The organism is Ruegeria sp. YTSC192, from assembly GCF_059609705.1.
This window is the reverse complement of sequence record NZ_JBXWMG010000002.1, coordinates 262,587-276,089: the sequence shown is the minus strand read 5'-3', so window position 1 is coordinate 276,089 and position 13,503 is coordinate 262,587. Positions and strand designations below refer to the sequence as shown.

The 13,503-nt window shown below is 59.5% G+C and carries 13 protein-coding genes; 11 read left to right on the top strand and 2 right to left on the bottom strand.

Features of this window, described 5'->3' with window-relative positions:
• Positions 1-18 precede the first annotated feature (18 nt).
• The 4 genes from AC2FD8_RS04650 to AC2FD8_RS04635 all read left to right on the top strand — a co-directional run bounded on the left by AC2FD8_RS04650 (position 19) and on the right by AC2FD8_RS04635 (position 4,705).
• The gene (locus AC2FD8_RS04650; RefSeq protein WP_496854262.1) at positions 19-1,341 is read left to right on the top strand and encodes a PQQ-like beta-propeller repeat protein; all 1,323 of its coding nucleotides are present in this window, start codon (positions 19-21) and stop codon (positions 1,339-1,341) included.
• 48 nt (positions 1,342-1,389) lie between these two features.
• Positions 1,390-2,853, top strand: coding sequence for a ribosome biogenesis GTPase Der (der, locus tag AC2FD8_RS04645; protein WP_496854261.1), 1,464 nt, complete (start codon positions 1,390-1,392; stop codon positions 2,851-2,853).
• 162 nt (positions 2,854-3,015) lie between these two features.
• Positions 3,016-4,005, top strand: a complete 990-nt coding sequence (locus AC2FD8_RS04640; RefSeq protein WP_496854260.1) for a fatty acid desaturase — start codon at positions 3,016-3,018, stop codon at positions 4,003-4,005.
• A 73-nt stretch (positions 4,006-4,078) separates the two neighbouring features.
• Positions 4,079-4,705: a helix-hairpin-helix domain-containing protein gene (locus tag AC2FD8_RS04635; RefSeq protein WP_496854259.1), complete on the top strand. Its 627-nt coding sequence runs from the start codon at positions 4,079-4,081 to the stop codon at positions 4,703-4,705.
• Positions 4,706-4,765: 60 nt separating this feature from the next.
• Here AC2FD8_RS04635 and serS read toward each other — a convergent pair whose 3' ends face one another.
• Positions 4,766-6,058 carry a serine--tRNA ligase gene (gene serS, locus AC2FD8_RS04630; protein ID WP_496854258.1) on the bottom strand — a complete coding sequence of 431 codons (1,293 nt, stop codon included), beginning with the start codon at positions 6,056-6,058 and terminating at the stop codon, positions 4,766-4,768.
• Between the two features lie 88 nt (positions 6,059-6,146).
• Positions 6,147-7,805 carry a mechanosensitive ion channel family protein gene (locus AC2FD8_RS04625; RefSeq protein WP_496854257.1) on the bottom strand — a complete coding sequence of 553 codons (1,659 nt, stop codon included), beginning with the start codon at positions 7,803-7,805 and terminating at the stop codon, positions 6,147-6,149.
• 201 nt (positions 7,806-8,006) lie between these two features.
• On the opposite strand from AC2FD8_RS04625, the gene yajC reads away from it, so the two are divergent.
• The 7 genes from yajC to ccmB all read left to right on the top strand — a co-directional run bounded on the left by yajC (position 8,007) and on the right by ccmB (position 13,476).
• Positions 8,007-8,294 (top strand): preprotein translocase subunit YajC, encoded by a 288-nt coding sequence (gene yajC, locus AC2FD8_RS04620; protein ID WP_170686211.1) that lies wholly within the window; start codon positions 8,007-8,009, stop codon positions 8,292-8,294.
• Positions 8,295-8,327: 33 nt separating this feature from the next.
• On the top strand, positions 8,328-9,989 hold the full coding sequence (gene secD, locus AC2FD8_RS04615; RefSeq protein WP_496854256.1) for a protein translocase subunit SecD: 1,662 nt from the start codon (positions 8,328-8,330) through the stop codon (positions 9,987-9,989).
• Between the two features lie 2 nt (positions 9,990-9,991).
• Positions 9,992-10,960 carry a protein translocase subunit SecF gene (gene secF / locus AC2FD8_RS04610; RefSeq protein ID WP_496854255.1) on the top strand — a complete coding sequence of 323 codons (969 nt, stop codon included), beginning with the start codon at positions 9,992-9,994 and terminating at the stop codon, positions 10,958-10,960.
• A complete protein-coding gene (locus tag AC2FD8_RS04605) occupies positions 10,953-11,699 on the top strand; it encodes a TSUP family transporter (RefSeq protein WP_496854254.1) in 747 nt (248 codons plus the stop codon). Before secF ends, AC2FD8_RS04605 begins: the two co-directional genes overlap by 8 nt.
• A gap of 9 nt (positions 11,700-11,708) precedes the next feature.
• Entirely contained in the window at positions 11,709-12,062 is a 354-nt protein-coding gene (locus AC2FD8_RS04600; RefSeq protein ID WP_496854253.1) for an Mth938-like domain-containing protein, read from the top strand.
• Between the two features lie 146 nt (positions 12,063-12,208).
• Positions 12,209-12,823: a heme ABC exporter ATP-binding protein CcmA gene (gene ccmA, locus AC2FD8_RS04595; protein WP_496854252.1), complete on the top strand. Its 615-nt coding sequence runs from the start codon at positions 12,209-12,211 to the stop codon at positions 12,821-12,823.
• Complete coding sequence (ccmB, locus tag AC2FD8_RS04590) at positions 12,820-13,476, top strand: heme exporter protein CcmB (protein ID WP_496854251.1); 657 nt, start codon at positions 12,820-12,822, stop codon at positions 13,474-13,476. The genes ccmA and ccmB overlap by 4 nt, the downstream gene beginning before the upstream one ends.
• Positions 13,477-13,503 lie beyond the last annotated feature (27 nt).

The window sequence follows — 13,503 nt, the reverse complement described above, 5'->3', positions numbered from 1 at the left end:
AGGCGAGTTCGGACTAAAATGGTAACAAGACTTTTCTCTCGCGTGGGACTGCCGATTGCGGTACTGGCCCTGACTGCTCTGGCCGCTTGTGAAGAACCCGAAAAGATCTTGCCGGGTGAGCGTGAGGATATCCGCCCCGTCTCGGATCTTGAAACGGTTGCCAAAACCGGCTCGCAATCGATTAGCCTGCCATCGCAAAGCGCCAATGCAAGCTGGCCGCAAAGCCCCGGCACGGCAGCGTTCCGCACTTCGAACGCGGCGCTACGCGCTGCACCTCAGCGTGTATGGTCGGCCTCGATCGGGGATGGTGATTCACGTAAGCAACGGATTACGGCCGATCCGGTTGTCGCGGGTGGGCTGGTTTACACGCTCGATGCGGGGGCGACGGTTTCGGCTGTATCACAGCAAGGGCAGGTTGCCTGGAGCACCAATCTGATTCCAGCAACCGACGGAGATTCGGACGCCACGGGTGGCGGCATGGCCTACTCGGAGGGTGTTCTCTATGTCTCTTCCGGATTTGGACGTCTGACCGCGCTGGATGCCAAGACAGGCGCGATCCGTTGGCAGAAACGCCTGAATGCAACCGGCAGCGGTGCGCCCTTGGTCAGCAACGGGTTACTGTACCTCGTGGCGGGGGATGAGACCGGCTGGGCCGTTGACACCAAGGATGGCCGTATCCAATGGCAGATCGACGGCACCCCAAGCGTCGGTAACGTTCTGGGCGCGCCTGCGCCTGTTGTGACCTCGGATCTGGCTGTTTTTGCCTTTGGATCGGGGGATATCGCCGCAACGTTCAAACGGGGCGGGATCAGCCGGTGGAATGCCTCGGTTGCAGGGGGGCGTCGTGGGCGCGCCACAGCTCAGATTGTCGATGTGACGGGCAGTCCGATGGTGGTGGGGAATACCATCTTCATCGGCAACCATTCGGGCCGTACCGTTGCGTTTGACGCGGGGACCGGCGAGCGTCGCTGGACTGCGGATGAAGGCGCGGTCGATACTGTCTGGTCCGCAGGCAATAGCATCTTTCTGATCAGCGACCGCAGCCAGCTGGTGCGCTTGAACAGCGCCGACGGTTCGGTGATCTGGGCACAGGACCTGCCAGGTTTTGTCAAAGACAAGCCAAACCGCCGCGGTCCTATCGTCGCCCACTACGGCCCGATCCTGGCCGGAGGGCGCATTGTAGTCGCCTCGAATGACGGGTTCCTGCGGTTCTTCAACCCGGTGAACGGAGTGCTGGTGCATCAGGTCGAAGTTCCGGGAGGCGCGACCACCGCGCCAGTCGTTGCCGGGCAAACACTGTATGTCGTGTCGACCAAAGGTGATCTACACGCTTTCCGTTGACCGAAAGATGCGCTAAAGGGCGCGTCTGAGTCTTGAAAGTTGAGTATCATGTCGCTGACCCTCGCCATCGTGGGCCGCCCGAACGTGGGCAAATCCACTCTGTTCAACCGCCTTGTGGGCAAACGTCTGGCCTTGGTCGACGACCAGCCTGGCGTGACGCGCGACCTGCGCGAGGGCGAAGGACGGCTGGGCGATCTGCGGTTCACCGTGATCGACACGGCGGGTCTTGAGGACGCGACCGATGACAGCCTTCAGGGCCGCATGCGCCGCCTGACCGAGCGCGCGGTGGATATGGCCGATGTTTGCCTGTTCATGATCGACGCCCGCACCGGTCTGACGCCGACAGACGAGATGTTTGCCGAGATTCTGCGCAAACGTTCCAAACACGTGATTTTGGCCGCCAACAAGGCCGAAGGTTCCGCCGCTGACGCTGGTGTTCTTGAGGCCTATAACCTTGGCCTTGGCGAACCCGTCCGCCTGTCGGGCGAGCATGGCGAGGGGATGACCGACCTTTACGCCCAGCTGATGCCTCTGGCGGATGCGGCTGAGGAAGAGGCCGAAGACGACGCCCCCGTAGTGGATATTGAGCTGGACGAGGATGGAGAGGGCGAAACCCCTCTGATCACCGCCGCGAAGCCTTTGCAGGTTGCTGTTGTCGGTCGCCCGAACGCGGGTAAATCCACCCTGATCAACAAGATCATGGGCGAGGACCGTCTTTTGACCGGTCCCGAAGCCGGAATCACCCGTGACGCGATCAGTATTCGGGTCGATTGGGCAGATCCGGAAGGCGACAGCACTCCGATGCGGATTTTCGACACGGCTGGGATGCGCAAAAAGGCCAAGGTGCAGGAGAAGCTCGAAAAGCTCTCGGTCTCGGACGGTCTGCGTGCGGTGAAATTCGCCGAAGTGGTTGTCGTCCTGCTGGATGCCGCCATTCCGTTCGAGCAGCAAGACCTGCGCATCGCCGATCTGGCCGAGCGGGAAGGCCGTGCGGTCGTGGTTGCCGTCAATAAATGGGACGTTGAGGAACACAAGCAGGAGAAGCTGCGCGAACTCAAGGAGTCCTTCGACCGGCTGCTGCCGCAACTGCGGGGCGCGCCGCTGATCACCGTGTCGGCCAAAACGGGTCGGGGGCTGGAGCGTCTGCGCGCCGCCATCCTGCGTGCGCATGATATCTGGAACCGCCGGGTGCCCACCGCCGCGCTGAACCGCTGGTTGACCGCCATGCTCGAACAGCACCCGCCGCCAGCCCCGCAAGGCCGCCGCATCAAGCTGCGCTACATGACCCAGGCGAAGACGCGCCCACCAGGCTTTGTCGTAATGTGTTCGCACCCCGACAAGATGCCCGCCAGCTATACCCGCTATCTGGTCAACGGCCTGCGTGAGGATTTTGACATGCCCGGTTCGCCGATCCGCCTGACGTTGCGCGGGCAAGGTGATAAGAATCCTTACAAGGGGCGTCGCAAGAAAAATGCGGGTGCCTTGGCCAAACACCTCAAGGGACGCGCGTAACTGCGCCAATTTTCAGCATTTTCGGTGCAAGGGCGTGACAGCGCCCTTTCTGCACGCTAGCATTCGGTAGCGTGCATTTGTTTCCTGTGCGCGGCCTGTCCTGCGGCGGGTCTGAATTCCTTTTGCATCTCATTTAACCGGGCCATCGTGGGAGAGGGCTTGATGAATCTCAGAGACTACACACGGCAATACGCGGTTCAGGACAACAGGCTTGCAGCCCTGAGCTATTTCGGAACCTTCGCCGTTTATTTCGCTTCGCTTACACTCGCTATCGTCAATGTGGACCACTGGTATGTCATGATCCCGGCCGGGGTCGTCTTCGCGTTTTCGGCCGTGCGGCTTTACGTTCTGCAGCATGATTGCGGCCATCATTCCCTGTTTGAAACGCGCCAGCAGAATGAATGGGCAGGGCACGGCGTGTCGCCTTTCACATTTGCCCCCTTTGAGGTCATGAAACAGAACCACAACCTGCACCATTCCGGCATTGGCAACCTTGAGCATCGGGAGACTGGTGAAATCCATACCATGACCTTGCGGGAATGGAACGAGGCGGACTGGCTCAAGCGTCTTGTCTATCGCCTGTACCGCAACCCGTTCATTCTGGTGCCGGTGGGCGCTCTGGTCACGTATTTCATTCGTTACCGGTGGCCCAAAAACACGATGCGGTTTGGTGTGAAGGGGGTCCTGCTGCACAACCTCTCGATCGTCGTTTTTCTTGGATTGGTTTACATGATCGCCGGGATGACCGGTATTCTGGTCTGGCTTGTGTTTTCTCTGCTGGGCGGAATGCTGGGCGTGTTCCTCGTCTACCTGCAGCACAATTTCGAGGACACATATTGGGATCGTCGCCCGGATCTGGACCCGCAGATTGCGGCGCTTCAGGGTTCGTCCGCGCTGGATTTCGGGTGGTGGTTCGATAACGCGGTGGCTTGCATCACCTTGCACGACATTCACCATTTCAACGCGCGTATCCCGTCCTACCGGTTGCGTGAATGCCACTATAACCTGCCGCCCGAATACACGCCGCGTCGGATCAAATTCCCCGAAGCCGTGGCCGCATTGAACCTGAAATTATGGGACGAAGACGCCAAGCGGCTGGTGCCTTTTCCGAAAAAGGGGCAGGCGGCTGATCTGGCCCATGGATCGTCATAGTCGCAACCATGCTTGAAGATCGTATATCTTGTGTATATACAAGCATTCAGGCAGACCAGAGAAAGGACCCAGAATGACCGCATTGACCGAGATAAAAGGTGTTGGCGAAACACTTGCCAAAGGTTTGGCTGAAAACGGTTTCAAGACCGCCGAAGCCGTTGCGAAAGCGAAACCGGAGGATCTGGTCAAGGTCCCCCGTGTCGGTGTGGCGCGCGCAGCCGTCCTGATTGCCGCTGCAAAAGAGGCGACCGCTGCGAAACCGGCGGCTGCCAAACCAGCCCCGCGTCGCGCAGCGACCCGCAAGCCTGCTGCCCCAAAAGCTGCAACGCGTAAACCCGCAGCCCGTCGCCCTGCGGCACGCAAGACAGTTGTTGCTGCCGCGGCCGAGAAACGCGCGGCTGAGGCTGCGCGCAAAGCGGCCGAGGAAAAAGCTGCTGCAGAAGCCGCAGAGGCGAAGGCAAAGAAAAAGGCCAAGGCAAAAGCCAAGGCTGAGAAAGCCGCGAAAAAGCGGGCCGAGATGGAGGCTGCATTCTCAAAGGCCAAGGACAAGGTGAAGGCCAAGTCCAAGAAAGGGAAGAAGTCCAAGAAGGACGATAAGTCCAAAAAGGCCGACAAGAAGAAAGATTCTGGCAAAAAAGATGCAAAGAAGTCGGACAAAAAAGCTGACAATAAGAAGGATAAGAAAAAGGCGAAGAAGTAACCCTTCCTCGCCCTTTCAAATGTTTCGGACCGGCACCGCGCAACGCGGATGCCGGTTTTCTTATGCCAGTGTTCCGTCCAGCTGCAGCGTAAGCTTGCCGCCCAGATAGGGGGCGAGGACATCGGGCAGGGTGACCGTGCCATCCGCGTTCTGACCGTTTTCCAGCACGGCGATCAGGCAGCGACCCACCGCAAGGCCCGAGCCGTTCAGCGTGTGGACATATTCCGGCTTGCCACCACCTTCGGGCCGGAAACGTGCATTCATGCGGCGGGCCTGAAAATCACCACAGGTTGAGACCGAGCTGATCTCGCGATAGGTGTCCTGACCGGGAAGCCATGCCTCGATATCAAAGGTGCGGCGGGCGCCAAAGCCCATGTCTCCGGTGCACAGGATCACAGTGCGGTACGGCACGCCCAGTTTTTCCAGAATGCCCTCGGCGCAGCGCACCATGCGTTTCTGTTCGTCATCCGAGGTCTCGGGATGGGTGATCGAGACCATCTCGACCTTTTCGAACTGGTGCTGACGCAGCATCCCGCGGGTGTCTTTGCCCGCAGAACCGGCCTCGGACCGGAAGCAGAGGGAATGCGCGGTATAGCGGCGGGGTAGGTAGCTTTCCTCGACCAGCGTGTCGTTGACGATGTTGGTCAGCGAAACCTCGGAGGTCGGGATCAGCCACCAGCCTTCGCGGGTCTGATAGCTGTCCTCGCCGAATTTCGGCAGCTGGCCGGTGCCCTGCATCATCTCGGACAGAACCAGAACCGGGCCGTTGACCTCGGTCAGGCCGTTTTCGTTGATATGCGTGTCCAGCATGAACTGCGCCAACGCGCGGTGGATGCGGGCAACGCCACCAGACAGCAGCACAAAGCGCGAGCCAGAGAGTTTGGCGGCGGTTTCGAAATCCATACCGTTTTGAACGGCCTCGATCTCAAAATGTTCTTTCGGGGCAAAGTCCAGCTCGCGCGGGGTGCCCCAGCGGCTGACTTCGACATTGTCATCCTCATCCGCACCTTCGGGCACATCCTCGGCCGGCAGGTTGGCCACGCCGATCAATTGATCTGTCAGCAGAGCGTCCAGATCCTTGGCCTCGGTCTGCATCCGGGCGATTTCGGCCTTCTTTTCGGCCACCAGCGCACGCAGGCGTTCAAATTCGGCCTCATCACCGCGGGCTTTGGCAGCGCCGACCTCTTTGCTGGCCTTGTTCTGTTCGGCCTGCGCGGTTTCTGCGGCCAGAATCTTGGTGCGGCGGCTTTCGTCCAGGCGCAGCAGGTCTGACGACACCGGCGCGTCCCCGCGGCGCGCAAGTGCGGCGTCGAAAGCGGCTGGGTTTTCGCGAATGGCGCGGATGTCGTGCATAGTTCAGATCCTTGAATGCAGTGAATCACTGCCACTGCTTATGCACCATATATCGCGGAGGGTGTAGCGCTGGTTAACCAAACTGCACCTAACTGTCCGGCGCCTCATCGTGATGAGCCAGATGTCCGTCCCATTCCCCGGGCGGGATCTTTGGTTCGGGCGGATCCGCGATGTATGAGGGGGTCATGATCTGTACGTTGTTTTCGTTGAATACCGCCACAATGTTGCGATGCAGATCTGACCGGATCCTGGGAATGATGCTGCCCCGCGTTGTGTATCCGTTGATCTGGTAGTTGATCGCGTAGTCGGCCAGCGCGGTCCACAGGACAAAGGGTTCAGGCTTGGACTTGATCCCCTTGGTGCGATTGGCGGCTTCGATCAGCATTGCCTCGATCTTTTCGGGCGGCTCTTCATAGCCGATCCCGACCGTTGTATGGAGCAAAAGCCCACTGCCATCGGTTTTCTTCGAGAAATTCACCACGTCCGAATTCATCAGTTGCGCGTTGGGGATCGAGATCAGTTCGTTCTTGATGGATTTCAGGTGCGTTTCCATCAGCTTGATCTGCACCACGTCACCGATGTGATCCCCGATCTGAATCCGGTCCCCGATCGAGGTCGAGCGGCGATAGATCACGAACAGCCCGGCCAGCATGTTCGACACGACCGAGTTCGCCCCCAGTGACAGCATCGCACCGACCAGAATGGTCAGGCCCTGAAACGCCGCCGAATCCGAGCCGGGAATGTAGGGCACGGCAAAGACCAACGCGATCATGATCGTCACGACGCGGGCAATGTTGAAGGTCGGATTGACCCAGTGTTTTTCGAAATCGCCCATTTCAAATGACCCGGCTTCGACCGCGTCAAAGAACACTCGCATCCCGCGAATGATATAGAGCGTGATCCAGGTGATCAGCGCCAGCATGATCATGTTGGGGATATAGCTGACAACGCCCCTGACGATCTGCAACACGGGTTGCGTCAGGTAGGTCAGCAAAAGCTGCGCGAAATAGCGGGTTTCGGCAAAGGCCAGCAGAACGAAGGACAAGTAGTAGTAGAACCCCAGAAAGAAGAACGCCAACAGTACGAAGTTCAGCCCATAACGGATCAAGGCAGCGATCGCCTCGGCCTGAACGCTTTTGGCGGTGACGGTTTCCACATCTTTCAGGTAGCTCGTTACAAAATTCAGAGTTCTGCGCCGGATATGGCGGTGCAGCCAGAGATTGACCAGAATGAACAGGATGAACCCAACGGTCCATGCCAGTGCCTCAAGCGCGCCCGAGACGCGCGCCTCTTCTGTGCGGTTCGCGCGATAGGATTCGATGGCTTGCTTAATTGCATCGCCATGCAACAGGCTCAGGACTTCCAGGTCCAGCTGCTCCAGTTCCGCATCGGCGTCGGTGACCAGCGACACATAGAAACCATCGACCAGAATCTCGGTTCCCAGTTCAGTTTGTTCAAAGGTGATTTCAACATTTGGCGTGTCCGAGGATTCAGCGGATTCGATGATCCGGTTCTGGACCTCCTCGGCCCGCTCATTGGCGGGCAAAGCGCTGGCCCCGCGCAACCGAAAGAGCGTGTCGCCATCCACAATGACCGGGGCTTTGAAAATCTCTGCGTCCATCTCGGATGCGGCAGGCGCGTCAGAGGGCGCGTCCTGCGCCAGAACCGGCATGCACAGAAGCGCAACCAAAAGGCCAACCGCCGATAAAAGAGTCAGCCTCTGCAAGGGTTTGTGTAGATACGTCATAGCCCCTCCTGTGTGCTGACTATACCGCAGTTGCTGTGACAGCCTAGGACATATCTGCAACGGTTGGGACGATGTTTTTCTTCCCCGGTATTAACTTGGCCGGACACATTGCCCCCATTGCTTGCAAACAGGCATATCAGCGCATAGGTTCCCGCCAAATTTGCGGAACGATGCCGCAGGTCAAAGAAAAAGGAATATCCCATGGAAGGTGGCGCAATCGCCCAGTTTCTCCCGCTGATCCTGATCTTCGCGATCATGTATTTCCTGCTGATCCGTCCGCAGCAAAAGAAGATGAAAGAACATCAGGCCATGGTCGAAGCCGTGCGCCGGGGCGATCAGGTCGTCACTCAGGGCGGTCTGATCGGCAAGGTGTCGAAGGTCAAGGAAGGCGAAAACGAGATCGAGGTCGAGATCGCCGAGGGCGTCAAGGTTCGCGTGGTCAAGTCGACCGTTGCTCAGGTTCTGAACAAGACCGAACCTGCGAAGTAACTTCGCCTTACAATCCCTTGAAAAGGCAGGGTTATGCTGCAAATTGATACCTGGAAGCGGGTTCTGATCTGGCTGGTCTGTGTGACCGGCCTGCTCTTGGCTCTGCCGAATGCGTTTTACACGCGGGTCGAACAATCCAACGACGCCAAGGCCGCGATTGAGCTGGGTGCGGACACACCCGAAAATCAGGCCGAGGCGGCGCAGTGGCCAAATTGGATGCCGTCCTCTCTGGTCAATCTGGGCCTCGATCTGCGGGGCGGTGCGCATCTGCTGGCCGAGGTCAAGGTCGAGGATGTCTACGAATCCCGGATGGAGGCGATGTGGCCCGAAATCCGCGATGCCCTGCGGGATGAGCGTTCCACCGTCGGCACGATCCGCCGTCAGGACTCCGACCCCGATCAGATTCGCGTCCGCATCAGCCAGCCCGAAGGGATGGCGCGCGCACTGGAGACCGTTCGCGGTCTGGCCCGTCAGGTTCAGACAGTAACAGGTGTCGGCGCGACCGATATCGAAGCTTTTGCCGATGGCGACACAATCGTCGTGCAACTGTCCGAGGCGGAGAAGCTGGCCTCGGATGATCGCACCGTACGTCAATCGCTTGAGATCGTGCGCCGCCGGATCGATGAGGTCGGTACGCGTGAACCGACCATTCAGCGTCAGGGCGCCGACCGTATCCTCATTCAGGTTCCCGGCATCGGCAGTGCAGGTGAGCTGAAAGAGATCATCGGCACCACGGCGCAGTTGACCTTCAACCCCGTTGTTGGCCGCGGCACGGACCCGGATGCCGCTGCAGGTATCGGTGAAGACGTGGTACCGTCGATTGACGAAAGCGGGGTGTATTACACGCTCGAAACCGCTCCGGTCGTGACCGGAGAGGAACTGGTTGATGCACAGCCCTCGTTCGATCAGAACGGACGTCCCGCGGTCAGCTTCCGGTTCAACACCTCAGGCGCGCGGAAATTCGGCGATTATACGCTGGAAAATATCGGCGCGCCTTTTGCAATTGTGCTGGATGATGAGGTGATCTCGGCCCCGGTGATCCAAAGTCATATTCCCGGCGGCTCAGGCATCATCACCGGTAACTTCACGGTCGAGGAAAGCACCAACCTTGCGATCCTGCTACGGGCAGGGGCCTTGCCGGCCGAGTTGGAGTTCCTTGAAGAACGTACTATTGGCCCCGAACTGGGTCAGGACAGCATCGACGCCGGTAAAGTCGCCACCATCGTGGCCTTTGTCGCGGTGCTGGTGTTCATGGCGCTCAGCTACGGTTTGTTTGGTCTCTTTGCCAACGTTGCCTTGATCATCAACGTGGGCCTGTTGTTCGGTCTGCTATCGCTGATCGGTGCGACGCTTACCCTGCCGGGTATCGCGGGTATCGTTCTGACGGTCGGTATGGCCGTTGACGCCAACGTGCTGATTTTCGAACGTATCCGTGAAGAACTGAAATCCGCCAAGGGCCCTGCACGCGCGATTGAGCTGGGTTACGAAAAGGCCCTGTCGGCCATCGCGGATGCCAACGTGACCACGTTCATCACGGCGGTGATCCTGTTTGCCATGGGCAGCGGCCCCGTGCGCGGGTTCGCCATCACTCTGGGCTTGGGTATCCTGACCTCGGTCTTCACCGCGATCTTCGTGACGCGCCTGATGGTCGTCATGTGGTTCGAACGCCGCCGTCCGAAAACGATCGAGGTTTGATCATGAGACTGAAACTCGTACCCCAAAGCACCTCGTTCGATTTCTTCAGCCGCTGGAAGGTCTGGCTGGGCATTTCGTCCCTGATGATGGTTGTGGCCTTCGTGTCCTTCATGTTGCAGGGCCTCAACTTCGGCATCGACTTCCGGGGCGGTACAACGATCCGTACCGAAAGCACGCAGCCGATTGATGTGGGTGTCTATCGCGACGCAATTGCACCGCTTGAACTGGGCGATGTCTCGATCACCGAGATTTTTGACCCGACCTTCGGGCCGGAAGACAACGTCGCAATGATCCGTATCCAAGCGCAGGCAGATGCTGAAGCGGTCGAAGCCTCGACCATCACAGCTGTTGAAGGTGCGTTGCAATCTGTGATCCCCGATATCCAGTTCGTATCGGTGGAATCCGTTGGCCCGAAAGTCTCGGGCGAGTTGATCCAGACAGCGGTAATCGCCATCGCTTTGGCCATCGGAGCAGTGCTTGTCTATATCTGGCTGCGGTTCGAATGGCAGTTCGCCCTTGGCGCAGTTGCGGCGCTTGTGCATGACGTGATCCTGACCATCGGCATCTTCTCCGAGCTTCAAATCCGCTTCGATCTGGCCATCATCGCGGCGCTTCTGACCATCGTGGGTTACTCGCTGAATGACACCGTGGTCGTGTTCGACCGCGTGCGTGAGAACTTGCGGAAGTATAAGAAGAAAGACCTAAAAGAGGTTCTCAACATCTCGATCAACGAAACCCTCAGCCGGACGGTGATGACCTCGGTCACGACCCTGCTGGCGCTGATCTCGCTCTATGTGCTGGGCGGGGACGTGATCCGGGGCTTTGTTTTCGCGATGATCTGGGGTGTGATCGTGGGGACCTATTCGTCGGTCTTCGTAGCCTCGACCATCCTGTTGTGGCTGGGCGTCAAGCGTGACTGGTCCAAACCTTCCAATAACGCGGGCAACCAGTTTGCCAACGTAGATGCCTGAGATCTTCGGCCAGTCCCCACAGGGTCTGGCCGTTGTCTTATTTGCAGCCTTTCTTGGGGGCGTCGTTCGCGGCTTTTCGGGGTTTGGTACCGCTTTGGTTTTCCTGCCCATCGCCACCCCATATCTCGGCCCGTTCGGAGCGCTGATCGGCCTGACGATCATGGATATCTTTGGCCCTCTGCCGAATCTGCGCCGGGCATGGAGTGCCGTGAACAAGGGCGATCTGACGCGCCTACTGCTGGGCTGCGCAGTGGTTCTTCCGCTGGGACTGTGGGTGCTGACGCAGGTCGCGCCCGAGGTTTTCCGCTATGCGGTCAGCGGTCTGGCCCTTGCGATGCTGGCCATTCTGATCCTCGGCCTGCGCTATCACGGTCATGTCAGCCGCATGATGGTCACAGGTATTGGCGGGGCCGCCGGATTTCTTGGTGGCGTCGCCGGGCTACCCGGTCCGGCCGTCATCCTGTTCTACATGTCGCGCCCACTACCTGTAGATGTCATTCGCGCAACGATCCTGTTGTTTCTGTTCGGGTTCGACTTCCTGCTTCTCGGCTACCTGACTGGCATGGCGCAGGTTACCCTTGCGGCTGCAGGGCTGGGGCTTCTTCTGGCGCTCCCCAACCTGCTGGGCAATTGGCTGGGCGGGTGGCTTTTCCATCCGGACCGAGAACGCCTCTACCGTGCAGCCGCCTATCTGGCGATTGCGCTGGCAGCCTTGTCTGGCCTGCCGTTTTGGGGGTAAACCCAGCGCATGCGATTGAATGAGATCACCTACACCAACGCCGAACCCGTTGACGGGTACGGCCCCGGCTTTTTCCGGATCGGAGGGCACGTTCATCAAGGCCCAGTGCTGACCGGCCCGACAGGAACGCAGGCGTGGGGCGGATACACAGACGACGCGCCACTGCGCGACCTGTCCGAAGTGGTCGACGTCCTGTTCATAGGAACCGGAGCAGAGCTGGCACACATCCCGCCAGAGCTGCGCCAATCTCTGGAATCTGCGGGGATCGGTGTCGAGATCATGAACTCCCCCGCCGCCTGCCGCACCTACAACGTCCTGCTATCCGAGGGTCGCCGTATCGCGCTCGCTCTGATCCCGGTCTGACGGGATCCTCTTCATCTGGCTAAAAATATCCCGGGGAGCGCGAGGGGCAGCGCCCCTCGCATTCTAGTACCCCAGACGCACCGCCCCCATCTCTCTGCGTCAAATCCAACCTTTTGCCCGCGTCCCTGATCGGATAAGCGAGTCTCATGACACTATCCGTTTCCGATCTGACAATCACCCGTGGTGGCGTGCCCGTGCTCGAGGGGTTGAGCTTTAAACTCACCCCCGGTCAGGCGCTCATTTTGCGGGGGCCAAACGGGATCGGTAAAACAACGCTGCTTCGTACTTTGGCGGGGCTACAGCCTGCCTTGGCCGGACAGGTCGAAGGGGCAGAGGACCAGATCGCCTACGCCTCGCATTCCGATGGTTTGAAGCCGACGCTGACGGTGGTCGAAAATCTTGCCTTCTGGGCGTCGGTCTTTGGCACCCATGACATTCAGCCGGCACTGGATGCCTTTGCGCTGAATGACCTGTCCGACCGCCACGCGGGCAACCTGTCGGCAGGGCAAAAGCGCAGGCTGGGTCTCGCACGGATGCTGGTCACCGGGCGGCCCATCTGGATGTTGGACGAACCAACCGTCTCGCTCGACAAAAACGCCGTTCAGATGTTCGCCGACGCCGTACGCGGGCATCTGGGGCAGGGCGGCTCGGCCTTGATCGCCACACATATCGACCTCGGCCTCGACGCAGAGGTTCTGGACGTCGGTCCTTACAAAGCCAAACCGCAACCCATTGATGACTTTGACGGAGGCTTCCTGTGATCGCCCTGTTGCTGCGCGACCTGAAGCTGGCCTTCCGCGCGGGCGGAGGGTTCGGCTTGGGCCTGGCCTTCTTCCTGATTGTCACGGTTCTGGTGCCCTTTGCCGTCGGCCCGCAATCGTCGCTGCTCTCGACCATCGCACCGGGAATTCTGTGGCTGGGCGCGTTGCTGGCCTGCCTGTTATCCCTCGACCGTCTTCTGGCGCTGGATTGGGAGGACGGCTCGCTGGACCTGCTGGCCACCGCGCCTCTGCCGCTTGAGGCTGTGGTTTCGATCAAAGCGCTGGCGCATTGGATCACCACCGGCCTACCTTTGGTTCTGGCGGCACCGTTTCTGGGCATCTTACTGAACCTTCCCGCGCCGGGGTTCTTCTGGCTAGTGATCTCGCTCCTGCTCGGCACCCCCGCCATGAGCGTCATCGGCACCTTCGGCGCAGCCCTGACCGTCGGCCTAAAGCGTGGCGGCTTGCTGTTGTCACTGCTGGTTCTACCGCTCTACGTCCCAACACTGATCTTCGGCGCAGAAGTCGCCCGCCGGGGTGCCGTCGGGATGGAGACCCAAACCCCACTTCTGATGCTGGCGGGGATCACGATGGCCACGATTGCGCTGCTGCCCTTTGCCAGCGCGGCGGTCCTGCGCATCAATCTGCGGTGAAGCGCCACAACTTTGAGCAAGGTCAAT

What these genes read in the sequence shown, in the direction of transcription:
- yajC (WP_170686211.1), top strand. Translation starts at nt 8,007, where the DNA reads ATGGAAGGTGGCGCAATCGCCCAGTTTCTCCCGCTGATCCTGATCTTC.
- AC2FD8_RS04605 (WP_496854254.1), top strand. Translation starts at nt 10,953, where the DNA reads ATGCCTGAGATCTTCGGCCAGTCCCCACAGGGTCTGGCCGTTGTCTTA.
- serS (WP_496854258.1), bottom strand. Translation starts at nt 6,058, where the DNA reads ATGCACGACATCCGCGCCATTCGCGAAAACCCAGCCGCTTTCGACGCC.
- secF (WP_496854255.1), top strand. Translation starts at nt 9,992, where the DNA reads ATGAGACTGAAACTCGTACCCCAAAGCACCTCGTTCGATTTCTTCAGC.
- AC2FD8_RS04635 (WP_496854259.1), top strand. Translation starts at nt 4,079, where the DNA reads ATGACCGCATTGACCGAGATAAAAGGTGTTGGCGAAACACTTGCCAAA.
- AC2FD8_RS04625 (WP_496854257.1), bottom strand. Translation starts at nt 7,805, where the DNA reads ATGACGTATCTACACAAACCCTTGCAGAGGCTGACTCTTTTATCGGCG.
- AC2FD8_RS04650 (WP_496854262.1), top strand. Translation starts at nt 19, where the DNA reads ATGGTAACAAGACTTTTCTCTCGCGTGGGACTGCCGATTGCGGTACTG.
- ccmA (WP_496854252.1), top strand. Translation starts at nt 12,209, where the DNA reads ATGACACTATCCGTTTCCGATCTGACAATCACCCGTGGTGGCGTGCCC.
- AC2FD8_RS04640 (WP_496854260.1), top strand. Translation starts at nt 3,016, where the DNA reads ATGAATCTCAGAGACTACACACGGCAATACGCGGTTCAGGACAACAGG.
- AC2FD8_RS04600 (WP_496854253.1), top strand. Translation starts at nt 11,709, where the DNA reads ATGCGATTGAATGAGATCACCTACACCAACGCCGAACCCGTTGACGGG.
- secD (WP_496854256.1), top strand. Translation starts at nt 8,328, where the DNA reads ATGCTGCAAATTGATACCTGGAAGCGGGTTCTGATCTGGCTGGTCTGT.
- der (WP_496854261.1), top strand. Translation starts at nt 1,390, where the DNA reads ATGTCGCTGACCCTCGCCATCGTGGGCCGCCCGAACGTGGGCAAATCC.